We start from the raw sequence: 15,670 nt of genomic DNA on the forward strand, positions 1-15,670 counted from the left end.
TGAACGCCAATTGCTGTGCAAGCCAGAGTGCCACGAGGACTTATTCGCACCTTCCTTAGCTTGCCTAAGTGAGGCGAACAAGCGACATCTGCCTGGTTTAAAATTAATGACAGCGTTGTCTTTTTTGTTATTATGACGTAACTTTATTGAAACAAAGCCGTGTATAAAGCTGCCGCGGCATCAAGGTTTCAAGCGTTAAACACCACTCAAGATGGATGGGGCGCCGATAAATTTGGTTGCCAAACAATAAATTACTATAAGAAGCAGGTTTATGAACATGACAGTTGCTACCCCGGCTGATGCAGCCTCAAGAAGCAGTTTTCTGCCTATGACTATCGTAGGTGCGCTGTTTTTTATCTTTGGATTTGTGACCTGGTTGAATGGTTCATTGATCCCTTTTCTGCAAATCATCTGTGAGCTCAATGAGTTTCAGGCACTGTTTGTCACCTTTGCCTTCTACATCGCCTATACCGTGATGGCGCTGCCCATGTCGTCGATCCTGCGTCGCACCGGCTATCGCAATGGCATGGCGGTGGGGCTGGGGATCATGGCAGTCGGCTCTGTGCTGTTTATTCCAGCCGCCTTCAGCGCCAACTTTTTAATGTTTCTGTTGGCGCTTTTTGTACTGGGAACCGGCCTGACCATTTTGCAGACGGCGTCCAACCCCTATGTGGTGCATATTGGTCCTAAGGAGAGCGCCGCCATGCGGATCTCCATCATGGGGCTGATTAACAAGGGCGCCGGGGTGATAGTGCCTATTCTGTTTACCGCTTTGGTATTGGCTGATCTGGAAGGGTTCACCGCCGGGCATCTGGCTGCCATGGCCCCGGCCGAGCGAGAAGCCCAAATAAGCGAACTGTCTGCGCGTCTGGTGATGCCCTATATCTATATGACGCTGGCGCTTGTGGTGTTGATTGCACTGGTGAAGTTTTCTGCTTTGCCTGAAATCGCCTTCGAGGGAGAAGAGGGAGAGCACGCCGACAAGAGCGGTATAGTGCATTTCCCTCAGGTGATCCTTGGCGCAATAGCCATCTTTGCCTATGTGGGGGTTGAAGTGATTGCCGGCGATACCATAGGTCTCTATGGTGCCAGCCTAGACGTCAACAATTTCGCATCCCTGACCTCCTACACCATGGTGTTTATGGTTATCGGCTACCTCTTGGGGGTTAGCTGTATTCCACGTTTTATCAGCCAGGAAAAGGCTTTGCTCGCCTCGGCCTTGGCGGGTATTGCTTGCATCTTTGGCATCATCTTCTCATCGGCCGAGAGCCATGCTATCTCGTCGCTGCTGTGGGGGTGGAGCGGTATTCCAACTATTCCGGATACAGTCACCTTCGTCGCCATGATGGGCCTGGCTCACGCTCTGGTTTGGCCCTCTGTGTGGCCGCTGGCGCTGGAAGGGCTGGGCAAGTACACGGCCCAGGGCTCGGCGCTGCTGATCATGGGTATTTCAGGTGGCGCCATACTGCCGCTGATATTCGGCAAGATTGCCCACTTCAGCGACAATGTGCAGTTGGGTTACTGGATAGGCTTGCCCTGTTATCTGTTTATCCTCTTCTATGCGCTGAAAGGCCATAAGATGCGCAGTTGGTAACAGCGAGAGTTTAGCCCTCCTTGGTGACTTAACTGCTCATGGTCGGTAATAGCCGTTTGCTTCAATTCCCCGAGCCTTTTGACTCGGGGATCTCGTCATACCTGATATCTCAGTCACGAACCCAAACACTCTTGTGTCATAAAGAAGTCAATGACGGCTGGCTCAAGCCCGAATGGCTTTTTCATCGTAGTCGAAAGGCGTTGACCACTATCAATATCGAGTTCGTGAAGGGGGATTGGAGTTAACCCGGTTACAGCTTGAGGTACTGGCGATACGCTGGTTTGTTAAACCCATCATCCAGGAAGTGAGCTATGGCATTTACCCGCTTAAATCTTTGAGCATAACCATCAAGTGTTATTACGCTACCCATTGTCTTCGCCCTGAAAAATTGGCAAGAATCATAAGGCAATGATCTTTAAATTGAAATTTACGGTAGCAAAAATCACTCAGGCTGAAAGGCGTGTATAGATGTAGTTTGTGTTTGGTTTTTGATAGAGGCACAAGTCCCCATAAATAGGGAGTGCACTCGCAGGGCTCTAATAGAAGGCACGAACAGAGGGCACTACAAACCTGTGGCTTAGAGATTGGAGAAATCGACCCGGGGCAAGCTCTCAAAACCCGGGTGGGCAAAAAGGTAGCCCTGCATCAGTTCGATTCCTGCTGTTTTGAGCCAAAAACATTCTCCTTGGGTTTCTATTCCCTCGGCCAAAGGGATGATGCCCAAATCCTGAAACATGCTCAGGCAATGTGTCACTATCGATTGGCGAACTTTGTCTGTATCTATATTCCGGATTAACGCCATATCAAGCTTTATGATATTGGTCTGGAAATTTGCCAGTAGATCCAGCCCTGAATACCCGGAACCAAAGTCATCTATGGCGGTTATGAAGCCCAGGGCTCGATAGCATTCCACAATACGTTTAACGTGATTGCTGTCTTCAATCTTCTCCACTTCAGTGAATTCAAACATGATCCTCTCGGTAGGGAAGTTGTACTTTTTGGCCGCTTCCAGAGTGGTTCGAATGCAGCGCTCGGGTTTATATACGGCATTGGGGAGAAAGTTGATACTCAACATGGAGTCTATGCCAAGCCGCGAGGCCAGCGAGATGGCTTTTATCCGGCACATCTGATCAAAGATATAGCGGTTGTGGTCATTGACCTTGGAAAATATCTGGCCTGCCGCCTCATTGTTTAATCCCCTAACCAGTGCTTCATAGCCAAACACGCTGTTATTTTTGATGTTTATTATGGGTTGAAAAGCCATTGAGAAATCAAACCCCAACTCCTTTTTGTTTAGGCAGTTACTGCAGGAGTGAATTTCATAACTTGCTGTTCCTTCAAGCATTAAAATGACCTTTTCGAGTGTTTATCCTTAAGGTTAGCTGGCTTTTTATGCTTAAGCAAAGCGGCTTTGGGTTAAGCCATGAGTTAGCGCAAAGGGAGAGGGAAAGGGCGGTCTGCCGCAGAAATCGGGTCAAACCATGGCTGAAGTCAGCGGGAATGATATAAACAAAAACGCCACTCAGTGAGTGGCGTTTTTGCTGTTTCATGGTGCCGGCACCAAGAGTCGAACTCGGGACCTACTGATTACAAGTCAGTTGCTCTACCAACTGAGCTATGCCGGCTAAATTGTGGTGCCCGAACCCGGAATCGAACCAGGGACACGCGGATTTTCAATCCGCTGCTCTACCAACTGAGCTATTCGGGCAACTGAACTGAGTGTCAGTCATCTACTTCGAACCGGGAGTTGAGGCCCGTGTCGTTCGGAGTGCGCGTATAATATAGTTCTGAATTTTTTCCTGCAAGTGCTTTTTCGGCATAAATCCTGTGTTCGCTCAGTTAATGCTCAGAATTGGGCTTTTTGAGCTGAAATCAAACTGATATCGCTTGAAAAGCCAGCAGGCCGCCTATTGCATCAAACTATCTTCGCCGCAATCTGCCGTGTTACCCGCATCACTGTGGCCCTTTAAGCCCACCTTTTGTCCTACTTTCTAAAATTTCGAAAGAAATGGCCAATATTTAATGATTTTAGTTTTCATTTAGCCTCCATATGATGAGCTTAAGACATAGCTTAAGGATAGAAAATGCTTGCCAACACTCGTCAGGGCTACGGCCTTGTCAGCATTTTGAGCCACTGGTTATCGGCCATTGCCGTGATAGGCCTGTTTGGGCTCGGCTACTGGATGGTTGATTTGACCTATTACAGTGCTTGGTATCAGAAGGGGCCGCATCTGCACAAGAGTATCGGCATTTTGATGTTGGCGCTTACTTTGGTCAGATTGTTGTGGAAACTGCTGAGCCAGTCGCCACAGGCGATACCGGACAAGCCTTTACTGCAGAAGGCGGCCCGTTTGACGCATTGGGGACTCTACCTGTTGCTGCTGCTAATTATGTTGAGCGGCATATTGATCTCCACCGCCGATGGTCGGGGTATCACGGTATTTGACTGGTTTGAGCTGCCGGGTGTCGGTGAGCTGTTTAACAATCAGGCCGATATCGCCGGGGCGATACATAAATACGCCGCCTATAGCTTGATAACCCTGGTGGTGCTGCATGCCTTGGCGGCGCTGAAACACCATTTTATCGATAAAGATCAGACACTCGTCAGGATGATTAAACTCAAGAGAGGATAGCAAAATGAAAAAGACCCTGTTTGCCGGTTTGCTTGGCAGCGCCCTGTTATTGCCTTGCGCCGTGAATGCCGCCGACTATGTGATTGATACCCAGGGCGCCCATGCCTCTATCAACTTTAGAGTCAACCATCTTGGCTACAGCTTTGTGGTCGGGCGTTTTAACGAATTTGAAGGCAGCTTCAGCTTTGACAAGGCCAATCCGGCAGATGCCAAGGTGAATGTGACCATCAACACCCAAAGCCTGGATTCAAACCATGCCGAGCGGGACAAGCACCTGCGTTCGGCTGACTTCATCAATGCCGGCAAGTATCCCAAGGCCAGCTTCAAGTCCACCAAGGTGGAGGACAAAGGGAATGGCGAATTGGCGATTACCGGTGACTTTACCCTCAATGGGGTGACTAAGCCGCTGACCATAGATGCCAAGGCTATCGGTGAAGGGCAGGACCCTTGGGGGGGTTATCGCGCCGGATTTGTCGGCTCTACCGAGTTTGCCCTCAAGGATTACAAGATTACTACCGATCTGGGCCCGGCTTCCACTCACGTCAAACTCGACCTGGTGGTTGAAGGGGTCAAGCAGTAACCCACAATAGTTTTTACAGAAGGCGCCGTCGGCGCCTTTTTCTTTGGCCCACAAACGGGCAGCGAAAGTCACCGAAAGTTAGCGCCGATATGGCACAATGAGCGCCAATACAAACAATAGAGCCCGGGTACCTGGGGCCGCCGCATCGTTGTGAGCTGAAACCATGTTGAATATCGAAACCCTTGAGCAGCTTAAACAACTGCTCGAAAGCCAACCCGCGGTATTACTGCTGTTCGGCGGCGAGCATTGCGGCGTGTGCCAGGCGTTGAAGCCCAGAATAAGCGCCATGTTGGCCGACGAGTATCCACTATTGCAGGCGGCCTATATCGATTGTCAGGGCGCTGGCCAGCAGCTATCCGCCCAGATGAGTATCTTCAGTCTGCCCGTGGTGCAGGTCTATTTTGACGGCGAAAAGTTTGCCGAGTTGCAGCGGGTATTTTCTCTGGCGGATCTGCGAGAGGCAATCGACAGGCCCTATCGGCTCAGTTTTGAGTCTTAGGGAAAATAATCGACAGGGCTTTCTGTTATTGAGTTCGGAGCTAAAGGAGTAGTTAGATGAAAAATAGGGTGTATATGGCCCAGAGTCTGGATGGTTTTATTGCCGGACCTAATGGTGAGCTTGATTGGTTGGCGGCAATAGATAACCCGGAGGGCAGCGATCTGGGATTTGCCGAGTTTATGGCTTCGGTCGATGCTCTGCTCATGGGGCGCAACACTTTTGAAGTGGTGGCCGCCTTCGATGCCTGGCCCTACGATAAACCTGTATTTGTTGCCAGCAATAGTCTCAAGCAATTACCGGAGGGTTTTGCCGGCAAAGCCGAGTTAATTTGCGGCTCGGCAACTGAAATGCTCAGCGCCTTGCATGCAAAGGGATACTACAACATCTATCTTGATGGCGGCGCTCTTATTCGCTCCTTTATTGCCGCCGCTCTGGTCGATGAGCTGACCATTACTACAGTGCCTGTGTTGCTCGGGGGCGGGATTCGGCTATTTGATACCTTGCCTGGTTCTGTGAACTTGAAGCTGGTGTCATCACAGTTGCTGTTGGGGCAATTGGTAAAGAATCGTTATCAGTTTCAAAGGGAGACACAGGCATGAATCAAGTGGGTACCTTAATCTTTTTCTGCGGCAAGATGGGCGCGGGCAAGTCGACTCTATCGCAAGAGTTGGCTTCAGAGCGGCGCGCCGTCTGTATCAGTGAAGATCAGTGGCTTGCCGCTCTTTTCCCGCAAGAGATCCAAAACTTTGGCGACTATCTCAAGTTTTCGGCCCGGCTCAAACTTGTTATGAGCGCACATATTCAGGCCTTACTCGGTTGCGGTGTCGATGTGGTGCTGGACTTCCCGGCCAATACCGCAGTGCAGCGTCATGGGTTCAAGGCCCTGGCCGAGGCGGCCGGAGCGCAGCATCTGCTGGTCTATTTAGAGGCAGATGATGAGTTGTGTCTCGAGCGTCTGGCACTCAGAAGAGTTCAATGCCCGGAGCGGGCAGCCTTCGACAATGAAACCGTCTTTCGGCAGGTTAGTGCCTATTTTGAGGCGCCAACGGCCGAGGAAGCGCTATCGATAGAGGTACGCCCGGCCTGAAAACAGCTGACATGGCGTTCGCTATTTGGCTGTGGCGGACCAAGATTATTTGTGCCAATATGCGCCAGCCTGTTTGCTGCTCTTTGGCAGAGTTCAAACATGGCGCTATAGTCATGCGGGCGCGAAGGCGCCGCAAAATAGAGGTTAGATTATGAAGAGAGCAGTGAAGGCAGTCCAATTATCGCTTGAATAGATTCTTAGCAATAATTGGACGCAAAAATGAATAGAAACAATATCTGGAATTACTCATTCTTATACTCTTTGGTACTTCTGGTACCTTTCGATCTGCTTGCTTCACTGGGGATGGACTTATACCTTCCGGCAGTGAATGACATCGGCACAAGTTTCAAGGTAGGAAGGGAGCAGGTTCAGCTGACGCTGACCATGTATATGGCGCTTCTAGGCCTTGGGCAATTGCTGTTTGGCCCCCTCTCGGACAAGTTTGGCAGAAGGCCGATAGTCGTTATTGGCGCTGTCTTGTACTCATTGTCCAGCCTGGCTATTCCCTTAAGTCCGAACTTCGATTACTTCCTGGGACTGAGATTGTTACAGTCGCTGAGCGCGTCTGCACTATTGGTTGCGGCGTTTGCCACGGTCAGAGATGTATTTGCCGAAAGGGAAGAAGGCGTAGTCGTTTATGCCATCATGGGTTCAGTGTTGGCTTGTGTACCGGCAGTGGCTCCGTTTCTGGGCGCCTTGATAGAAAAGCAGTGGCATTGGCAGGGCATATTTTACTTCCTGGGAATATTTGCTGCCGTGGTTGCCGTGCACACAGTGTTTAAATGGCCAGAAACCCGGCCGGCCAAAACCCAGCCGTTTCGTTTCAATAGCTTGTTCACCATCCTGGGATCCAAGACTTTTATCGGTTATACCTTGGCTTATGCAACGGCAATGGGAACCTTCTTCGCCTACTTTTCCACCTCGCCCTCGGTGCTGATGGATACCTTGAGCCTGAGTAAAGTCGAGTTCAGCCTCTGGTTCGGCTCGGTGGCGATTGTGATGATACTGACCACCAGGTTCGTCAAGCCTTTGGTTAGGCGTTGGGGAATCAGCGGCACAGTGTTTCGAGGGCTGGCGGGGCTATTTGTCAGTGGGCTTATCCTCTATCTGTGCGAGTGGCTCTTTGGCGTTACCCTGCTGGGCTTTATGCTTCCCATGTACCTGATTGGAGTCAATATTGCCTTGACTTGTGCCGTCTCGGCCAACGGCGCGCTGCACGCCTTCTCCGCTTCGGCGGGTTTGGCAACGGCGCTTTATTATGCGCTGGAAAGCCTGTACTTAAGCCTGATGGTCAGTGTGCTGATAAAGCTGATCCCGCCCGGAACCTCGGCCACCATAGCCGTGTATATCTTTATCTCTTCCCTGTTGGCTGCGGGCTTTATCCTGCTGGGCAGGCGGCAGAGTAAATAGCTTCTTATAAGCTTGCAGGCCACACTTGAGCTTATTCAGGTGTGGCCTTCGCTGCTGATAGGGTCTTTGAGGAGGCTATTGTGGTTAATGGGTGTTTTTCGGCTCACTCTTGAGTAAGTTTATGGTCAGAACCCCAATTGAGATTGCGGCAACAATGGATGCCAGTCTAACCATTTGAGAAGAGAGCGATAATACACTTGGATTATTGACAATTTGATAAGTCAATACGATAAAGTTGGTAAACAGTAACTGGTAGATAGTCAGGTGGGTTTTACGGCGTATTGCGAAACAGGCTAATTGTAATCCTGAAAAAATAGTTACCCCTATGATCACGAAAGTCGGTGCATTCACAGAGGTTAACAGCATGCATGGTATGGTAAATAGTATCCCGACAGAAGTTGTGATAAGTCTATGGTAGCCAAACGTGTGGCTGTCTTTGGTAATAGGCGATTTTATCATGCTGCCAAAAGTTATGGCTATCAACAAGGCTTGTGAGCTGCCAGCCCAGATTAATGCATAAAGCACAATGCTTGTAGCGGTTGCTTTAAAGACGATTTTCCCCATGTTTTTATCAGCACCTTCAATGCTGGTTTCATCGGGCGGGATATTTGTCTCGTCACCAGGAAATAACCAAAAACCAAGGTAGGTTGCCAACACCGCAATGATAAAGCTTTCGAACAATGTCCATGGTAAGACGCTTAATGGTATGGACATCTGTTGCTTCATTACCACCATGAAAATGACGATAACTAAAGTTAAATTGGCAATAATATCTTTGGGATCTTGATGGCCACGGTAATAGCTCAGAAACATCAGTGACCAAGTAAACAGTAAAAATCCAGTGGGCGTACCTATCAACAGATTTCCCAGTGTTACTATGCCAAAACTGATAAACAGGAGTACTACCAGTAGCTTTAATAGCACCTTAAGCTGTGGCCTGGATGGCATCAGGGTAAACAATATCACTACAAATACAGGGGCGATAACAGGTATGGCGGCGCCTGAATATATGAGATAGAACAGGAGCAGCGCTGGTGTGAAAACCAGCCTGATGATTGAATTTGCTGTACTATGAAACATAAGTCAAAACGCTCAGAATGTTCATCCAGATGGACGCCAACCAATCACCAAAGCTACTTTGCTCGGTTAAGAATGCAACCGTTGCTTTAGAACCATAACGAACATTACCGGGCACATTACCGTTCTCAAAGATAATGTTAACCGGATACCGTTGCGCGTTTAGGGAGTTATTGTTTGCGACTAAAAAACCGGTAGCCTGATCCGTTTCATTACTCCCTCCCGTGCCCCAGCCTATGCTTTCGACTCTTCCTTCGAGCACTCGACCCGGTAAAGCGTCCATGACAATTTTTACTTTTTGATTGACACGGATATGCTCCAGAGAATTTTCTCTTACCAGCGCCGATATCCAGACACCTCTTGGGTCGATAAAAGTAAGTAGCGGAGAGCCTACACTGGCTTTTTGCCCAACAGTGAGTTGTAGGTTGGTCACAATACCTTTGGAAGGGGCAATAACTTTAGTGCGTTGTAAGTCTAACTCTGCTTTTTCCAGGCTGGCTATTGCGGCGAGGATCTGCGGGTTGTCTTGTCCTTCAGGACCAAGGTTTTGTTTTGCTTGTACCAGAGAGGCTTCTGCTGCATTTAAGGCGGCTTGGGCTCGATCCCTGGCTTCAATCGCATTATCCAGCTCAGCTTTACTCAATACGCCTTTTGCTGCCAATTCAGTGATTCGGGCCGCTTGCTCTCTGGTATTATCGCGCGCCGCCAATGACTCAATCACTTTGGCTTGCGCGACTTCAACGGCTGCAGTACTGGCACCGATATTTTGCCCAGCAATAGCCAGGTTGGCTTGAGCCGTGCGCAAGTTGATTTGATAATTTCTGGAATCAATTTCAAATAAAGTCTGGCCGGGTTCCACCACCTGGTTATTTCTGACCTTGACCTCGGTAATGTTGCCTGAAACTTCGGGAGCGACTCTAACCAGATAAGAGTGGATTCTGGCCATCCCTGTCATTGGGGTTACACGATCAGCCCACAAGCTATAGAGCCAAATGAAAAAGACGAGGCCAATGATGAAAAAACTCAACTTTCTGGAGGAGGACTCTGCTTGGGACATAGGGTAACTCTCTTGACGATCTGCTATAGCACGTGGCATTTGTGTCTGAAATTATATGTTTGTTAATAAATGTTTGATAGTTTTTTGGGGGACGATAGTTTGATTGAGTACTCATTTGGATAAGTTTTTCTGATTACAGTGTGTTGGAGTGACTTGAGGAAGTCTCAGATAGCTTGTTAAACACACTGGTACAGCAATGGGACTTTACGGACGATATATAAGGTCTGTTGGGGGAAAGACTATAACGTAGCAAAGTACCATTCTATTGGCTGCATATTGTGCGGCTATGCTGGTAAGACTATTAGTGTAAGTACTTAGCGTAAGTACGTTGATAATTTTGTTGGCAGGAGTAACTTATCGGCTCGTCTTGAGTCTGTTCTTTTAGCTCTGAGAAATATTAGTGGTCAATAAAACCTAACTTTGCATTTTGGTTGGCTGGATTAGTGAACAACGAGAATTGATTCTTAAAACTGGTTAACAGTAAAGATAAAGGCCCATAAGGGCCTTTTCTCATTTCGCTTGCTACAGCTACAGCGGCTTATTCATCTTCTGCCGGTGGCACATAGCCTTCAATCTGTACTTCCTGACCTTCGAACAGGAAGGCGACCATCTGGTCTTCCAGCAGTTTGCGATCATCGACATTCATCATGTTAAGTTTCTTTTCGTTGATCAGCATGGTCTGTTTTTTCTGCCACAGGCCCCAGGCCTCTTTGCTGATGCTGTCGAAAATGCGCTTGCCGAGTTCGCCGGGATACAGTTGGAAATCCAGGCCATCGGCTTCTTTCTTGAGATAGACGCAGTTAACTGTGCGTGCCATGTTTACTCCTTGGTCAGACTCGGTTCCAGGCTGGCCAATACCCGCTCTGTTGCAGCGGCCAGTCCCACCCGGGAAGGTTGGTTTAAGTTATACCAGAGACAGGGTTTGGGTTCCATTACCCTGTCTTTACTCTGGGCGCTGTGACCTTGGTCCAGCAGCGTGTCTGTGGCTACTTTGCTCTTTAGCCGCAGCAGCATAGGCTGGGCGTCCAGGTGAAAGTGGCTGAAGGTGTGACGAAAACCGGGTAGCTCAGTGATGCTGTGCTCTGCAAGCCCTAAGGCTTTGGCGGCTTGCAGCAGGTTTTGTCTGTTGCTGAACTCGGGGAAACACCAGAGGCCGCCCCAGATCCCGGCGGGTGGCCTTTGCTGCAGCAAGATCTCGCCCTTGTGTTCCAGCACCAGTAGCCAGGCTTCTTTGGCCGGAATCGCCTTCTTCGGCTTCTTACCGGGGAATTCGCCCTGGCGCCCCATTAGCTGCGCCTTGCAGTCGCGGGCGACCGGGCACTGGTCACAGGCGGGGCGGGAGCGGGTGCATATGGTGGCACCTATATCCATCATCGCCTGGTTGTATTTTTGGATTTCGGCCTTGGGCGTGAGTGCTTCAGTCAGCTGCCAGAGTTGGTTTTCCACATCCTTTTGCCCGGGCCAACCTTTTATGGCGCCGTGGCGGGCGAGTACCCGTTTGACGTTGCCATCCAATATGGGGTGATGTTGCCCCAAAGACAGCGACAGCACCGCACCTGCGGTTGAGCGACCAATGCCCGGCAGTGCCAGTACCGAGTCAAAGTCGGTTGGAAACTCGCCTTGGAACTCATCACGCACCTTGATGGCGGCCTTGTGCAGGTTACGGGCGCGGGCGTAATAGCCCAGACCTGTCCACAGATGCAGCACTTCGTCCGTGTCGGCATTGGCCAGGCTGACGACATCGGGGAAACGGGCAATGAATTTTTGGAAGTAGGGGATAACAGTCGCGACCTGGGTCTGCTGCAACATAATCTCAGAAATCCATACTTTGTGTGGGGTCTTTTGCTGTTGCCATGGCAGAGTCTTGCGACCATTCAAGTCGTACCATTTTATGATACGTTCTGCGAAAGAGGCTGTTTTGTTCATCGGCGCAGTGTAGCCGCAGCCAAGGGGCGAAACAAGGAGATTGATCCCCCCAAATGATTGACTTATTTCGTTCTTGTGGATTGTTGGTATACTTTTTCAGCATCAGGGCTTGCACTGTATGGTGAACTTTGGATAATGCCCTTCTTTTTTCACACCTCTCTAGGGGCAAAAATGAGCGAAGTCACAACGGCCGAGTTTAACGAAGAAGGCAAGTATCTGCGCAAAGTAAGAAGTTTTGTGCTGCGTGAGGGTCGCCTCACCAAGGGCCAGGCCCAGGCCATAGAAGCGCATTGGGGCAGCATGGGGCTGGATTACTCCCCAGAGCCTCTGGATTTGAACGCCGTTTTTGCCCGTGAGGCAGACACAGTGCTGGAGATAGGTTTCGGTATGGGTGCCTCACTGGTGACCATGGCCAAGGAAGCCCCCGAGCTTAACTTTATCGGTATTGAAGTGCACAAGCCCGGTGTGGGCGCCTGTCTTGCCGATGCCGGCGAAGCCGGAGTCACCAACCTGAGAGTATTCCATCACGATGCCATGGAAGTGCTGGAGCACGCCATTGCCGATAACTCTCTGGCGCGGCTGCAGCTGTTTTTCCCCGATCCATGGCACAAGAAACGCCACCACAAGCGCCGCATAGTGCAGCCGGCCTTTGCCGAGTTGGTGCGCCGTAAACTGAAAATTGGCGGTGTGTTCCACATGGCTACCGATTGGGAAAACTACAGCGAGCATATGCTGGAAGTGATGAATGCCGCCTCCGGCTATCGTAACCTTTCCAGCGATGGCACTGTAGTGCCACGCCCGGATTATCGTCCGTTGACCAAATTCGAGGCCCGTGGCCAGCGCCTGGGTCACGGTGTTTGGGATCTGATGTTCGAACGTACAGAGTAATTACACCTGAGGGAGAAGCAGTATGGCTATTCGCAGTCGTCGTTTGCGCAAGAAGTTGCGTGTTGATGAATTCCAGGAGTTGGGATTTGACGTAAGTTGGCGTTTTGCCGACTCAGTGTCGGAGGAACAGATAGATCCCCTGGTTGACCGTTTTATTGATGAAGTCATAGAACCTAGAGGCTTGGGCTTCCACGGTGGTGGCCACAGAGAGTGGGAAGGCATTATTGCCACCCAAAGAATTGGCAAGTGCACCGAAGATGACAGAAGCGCAGTCAAGGCATTCTGGGAAGCTCAGCCAATCAGCGAGTTGGAAGTTACTGAGCTGTACGACATTTGGTGGAGCTAATCCCGGACGAGGCCTTGCTTGAGCAGGTGCTCGACAGGGTTCGCCCTCTGATTGGCCAGGGTAAGGTGGCGGATTATATTCCGGCCCTTGCCCGGGTCAATGCCAACAAGCTGGGGATTGCCGTCACCATGGCCGACGGCACCACAGTGGGGGCAGGGGATTATTTAGAGCCTTTTTCCATTCAAAGTATTTCCAAAGTGTTCAGCCTGACACTGGCGCTGACACTCTATGAAGAAAGCGAAATCTGGAGCCGGGTAGGCAAAGAGCCGTCGGGTCACTCATTTAATTCTCTGGTGCAGGTGGAGTTGGAGCGCGGCATTCCCCGTAATCCCTTTATCAATGCCGGGGCACTGGTCATAGCCGACTTGCTGCAGAGCCGCCTCGGAGCGCCCAAGCACAGAATGCTGGAAGTGGTTCGGCGTTTGGCGGGTAATCCGCATATCTGCTACGACAAGGTGGTGGCCGATTCCGAGTATCAGCATAGTGCCCGCAATGCCGCGATTGCCTATCTGATGAAGTCCTTCGGTAACTTCAACAATGATGTGGATACTGTGCTGCGAAGCTATTTCCATTACTGCGCCTTGAAAATGAGCTGCGCCGATCTTTCCCGGGCCATGATGTATCTGGTCCAAGGCGGTAAGGCATTGGATGGCAAAGAGCTGATATCACCGCTGCAGAGCCGCAGACTCAATGCGCTCCTGGCTACATCCGGGCTTTATGACGGCGCCGGTGAGTTTGCCTATCGGGTCGGCATGCCGGGCAAGAGTGGTGTCGGTGGTGGTATAATCGCCGTGATCCCCGGTGACATGTCCATCTGTGTCTGGTCGCCGGAGCTTGACCGCAGCGGCAACTCACTCGCCGGTACGGCAGCGCTGGAGCAACTCAGGCTGGCCGTTGGCCGCTCAATCTTCTGATCCCAAAGGCAGCACTCCGCTGCCTTTGTTTTTTACGCCATACCATAGCTTTCAGCCTAAAGTTGCACATTAGGCGCTTGCCGGGTTTCCGGCGACGGATGTTTCTCATTGCCTGCCGCAGGCTTATGCACAGGCGATCCTGTGACTCGCTGCAAGTACGTCCCTGTAAGCTCTGCCTCGCCATCCCTGGCTCGGAAGGTCACAGTTCCGCCTGTGCCTGAAAATGAGGTGTATGTCTGCGGGCATATAGGTCGCTTCAAACAAGTTAGCTCTTACAGAATTGCACCGACTCCCCTTCGGAGCCGCCGCTGGCGTTGTTGCAAATTGGCGTAGCCGAGACAGGGATGTAGAGGCTCGAAGGTCGAGCACGGATGCGAGTCCTGAGTGTAGCCAATTTGTTTCATAAGCCAGCGGGGATTTCGGCTACGTCGGGGTGTCCTTGGGGATGCAAGGGGCTTTGGACAAGCAAAGCCTCTTGCCCGGTGTGGTGTGGAACACCACGACTTTAGGCCGCTGGCACAGCGGCTATTATGGCTTTTAATCCCGAATGCAGTGAAGAAAAGGAACAGTCTTGGCCATCCAGAGTATTCCCAGTTAAACCTTTCTTTGGTCTCTTGTGTCTTATTCATCATAACGGCTACAAGTTGGTAAAATTTGCCACTCCTAGATGGTCGATTTTCATATTCTGCTGCCTTACTTGATATTAACTCTTTTAGTATCAGTTAATTATAACTTTGGCACAAAGTCTGCTTTATTCTGAGCTATAAGCGGTAACCAAGTTTACTCGGCAGATTAAAACGAGAGGGAAGACAGAATGAAACAAGCGATTGGTGGAATATCTTTGGTGTGTGCACTGTTTGCGGCGGCGCCTGCTATGGCGATCAACTTTGAGCCAAGAGATGAGCAATGCGAGATGTCGCTAAACTACGACATCTCACTGGAACCCAAGAAGCTGAGTGTCAGTAATCAAGGGAAAGAACACTATCGAATTGAGCCGGGCCGTCTCTACGTGGAAGGTGAAGAAGTGGCCTTGAATGCCGAGCAGAGCAAGCTTGTCAACGAGTACTCGGATGCCATGGCTCAGCAGTTACCCGAAGTCATCTCTTTGGTGGAAGATGCCGTTACCATGGCGAGCGAGGCCGTGAGCATGGCCCTGACACCACTCTTGGGTGATGCCGCCGGTGCCAAGTTGGATGAAACCATGGGCAGTCTGCAACAGCGAGTCTATGAAGTGGCTCATCGCAATGGTGACCAGTACTTCCTCGGGGCCACTGAAGCGTCGCTGGAAAACGCCTTTGGTGATGAGTTTTCCAAAGAAATAGAGCAACTGGTACAGCAGTCGCTAGGCAGTTTGATGATGGCCATGGGCAGCGCCATGATGTCAGGTGAGGGCGAAACCTTTGATGAGAAGATCAATGCCTTCAGCCAGAAAATGGAAAAGATGGGCAAGGATATTGAAGTACAAATGGAGTCCCGCGCCCAGGAGATGGAGCAGAGAGCCGACGCGCTTTGCGACAACTTCCAACGTTTGGTGGTGCTGGAAGACAAGTTACGCAAACAGATCCCTGAGCTGGGCGAATTCCAGGTACTGTCCGGCAAGGTTGAACTGCAGCAATAAGATTTAAGCTGGTGATTCCCCCTGTATCTTCCCCTCCCTTG

At 50.5% G+C, this 15,670-nt stretch carries 16 protein-coding genes and 2 tRNA genes; 11 read left to right on the forward strand and 7 right to left on the reverse strand.

The annotated features are described in order from the left end of the window. Window positions 1–277: 277 nt before the first annotated feature. Window positions 278–1,594 (forward strand): sugar MFS transporter, encoded by a 1,317-nt coding sequence (locus N512_RS0100265; RefSeq protein ID WP_028779009.1) that lies wholly within the window; start codon window positions 278–280, stop codon window positions 1,592–1,594. Between the two features lie 577 nt (window positions 1,595–2,171). Here the strand turns inward: N512_RS0100265 and N512_RS0100270 are convergent. From N512_RS0100270 to N512_RS0100280, 3 genes are all read right to left on the reverse strand, one after another. Beyond that, window positions 2,172–2,939 carry an EAL domain-containing protein gene (locus N512_RS0100270; protein ID WP_028779010.1) on the reverse strand — a complete coding sequence of 256 codons (768 nt, stop codon included), beginning with the start codon at window positions 2,937–2,939 and terminating at the stop codon, window positions 2,172–2,174. Between the two features lie 204 nt (window positions 2,940–3,143). Next, window positions 3,144–3,219: transfer RNA gene (locus tag N512_RS0100275), tRNA-Thr, on the reverse strand. Window positions 3,220–3,226: 7 nt separating this feature from the next. Further along, window positions 3,227–3,302: transfer RNA gene (locus N512_RS0100280), tRNA-Phe, on the reverse strand. A 376-nt stretch (window positions 3,303–3,678) separates the two neighbouring features. On the opposite strand from N512_RS0100280, the gene N512_RS0100285 reads away from it, so the two are divergent. From N512_RS0100285 to N512_RS0100310, 6 genes are all read left to right on the forward strand, one after another. Beyond that, window positions 3,679–4,227, forward strand: a complete 549-nt coding sequence (locus tag N512_RS0100285; RefSeq protein WP_028779011.1) for a cytochrome b — start codon at window positions 3,679–3,681, stop codon at window positions 4,225–4,227. A gap of 4 nt (window positions 4,228–4,231) precedes the next feature. Beyond that, window positions 4,232–4,807: a YceI family protein gene (locus N512_RS0100290; RefSeq protein ID WP_028779012.1), complete on the forward strand. Its 576-nt coding sequence runs from the start codon at window positions 4,232–4,234 to the stop codon at window positions 4,805–4,807. 163 nt (window positions 4,808–4,970) lie between these two features. Next, the gene (locus N512_RS0100295; protein ID WP_025887540.1) at window positions 4,971–5,306 is read left to right on the forward strand and encodes a thioredoxin family protein; all 336 of its coding nucleotides are present in this window, start codon (window positions 4,971–4,973) and stop codon (window positions 5,304–5,306) included. A 56-nt stretch (window positions 5,307–5,362) separates the two neighbouring features. Beyond that, window positions 5,363–5,905: a dihydrofolate reductase family protein gene (locus tag N512_RS0100300; protein ID WP_028779013.1), complete on the forward strand. Its 543-nt coding sequence runs from the start codon at window positions 5,363–5,365 to the stop codon at window positions 5,903–5,905. Further along, a complete protein-coding gene (locus N512_RS0100305) occupies window positions 5,902–6,393 on the forward strand; it encodes an AAA family ATPase (protein ID WP_025009478.1) in 492 nt (163 codons plus the stop codon). The genes N512_RS0100300 and N512_RS0100305 overlap by 4 nt, the downstream gene beginning before the upstream one ends. A 219-nt stretch (window positions 6,394–6,612) precedes the next feature. Beyond that, window positions 6,613–7,803, forward strand: coding sequence for a multidrug effflux MFS transporter (locus N512_RS0100310; protein ID WP_025009477.1), 1,191 nt, complete (start codon window positions 6,613–6,615; stop codon window positions 7,801–7,803). An 84-nt stretch (window positions 7,804–7,887) separates the two neighbouring features. Here N512_RS0100310 and N512_RS0100315 read toward each other — a convergent pair whose 3' ends face one another. The 4 genes from N512_RS0100315 to mutY form a co-directional block, all read right to left on the reverse strand. Then, window positions 7,888–8,883, reverse strand: a complete 996-nt coding sequence (locus N512_RS0100315) for a DUF2955 domain-containing protein (protein ID WP_028779014.1) — start codon at window positions 8,881–8,883, stop codon at window positions 7,888–7,890. Beyond that, window positions 8,873–9,937 carry an HlyD family secretion protein gene (locus tag N512_RS0100320; protein ID WP_028779015.1) on the reverse strand — a complete coding sequence of 355 codons (1,065 nt, stop codon included), beginning with the start codon at window positions 9,935–9,937 and terminating at the stop codon, window positions 8,873–8,875. Before N512_RS0100320 ends, N512_RS0100315 begins: the two co-directional genes overlap by 11 nt. 538 nt (window positions 9,938–10,475) lie before the next feature. Beyond that, the gene (locus tag N512_RS0100325) at window positions 10,476–10,754 is read right to left on the reverse strand and encodes an oxidative damage protection protein (protein WP_028779016.1); all 279 of its coding nucleotides are present in this window, start codon (window positions 10,752–10,754) and stop codon (window positions 10,476–10,478) included. A 2-nt stretch (window positions 10,755–10,756) separates the two neighbouring features. Beyond that, the gene (gene mutY, locus N512_RS0100330) at window positions 10,757–11,863 is read right to left on the reverse strand and encodes an A/G-specific adenine glycosylase (protein ID WP_028779017.1); all 1,107 of its coding nucleotides are present in this window, start codon (window positions 11,861–11,863) and stop codon (window positions 10,757–10,759) included. 171 nt (window positions 11,864–12,034) lie between these two features. On the opposite strand from mutY, the gene trmB reads away from it, so the two are divergent. From trmB to N512_RS0100350, 4 genes are all read left to right on the forward strand, one after another. Beyond that, a complete protein-coding gene (gene trmB / locus N512_RS0100335; RefSeq protein WP_028779018.1) occupies window positions 12,035–12,751 on the forward strand; it encodes a tRNA (guanosine(46)-N7)-methyltransferase TrmB in 717 nt (238 codons plus the stop codon). 22 nt (window positions 12,752–12,773) lie between these two features. Next, window positions 12,774–13,097 carry a YggL family protein gene (locus N512_RS0100340; protein ID WP_025009472.1) on the forward strand — a complete coding sequence of 108 codons (324 nt, stop codon included), beginning with the start codon at window positions 12,774–12,776 and terminating at the stop codon, window positions 13,095–13,097. Further along, window positions 13,097–14,011 carry a glutaminase B gene (gene glsB / locus N512_RS0100345; protein ID WP_025009471.1) on the forward strand — a complete coding sequence of 305 codons (915 nt, stop codon included), beginning with the start codon at window positions 13,097–13,099 and terminating at the stop codon, window positions 14,009–14,011. Before N512_RS0100340 ends, glsB begins: the two co-directional genes overlap by 1 nt. 814 nt (window positions 14,012–14,825) lie before the next feature. Continuing rightward, complete coding sequence (locus N512_RS0100350; RefSeq protein WP_028779019.1) at window positions 14,826–15,629, forward strand: YggN family protein; 804 nt, start codon at window positions 14,826–14,828, stop codon at window positions 15,627–15,629. The last annotated feature ends 41 nt before the right edge of the window (window positions 15,630–15,670 follow it).

The sequence above is a fragment of the Shewanella sp. 38A_GOM-205m genome (genome assembly GCF_000518445.1).
Lineage (GTDB): Bacteria > Pseudomonadota > Gammaproteobacteria > Enterobacterales > Shewanellaceae > Shewanella > Shewanella algae.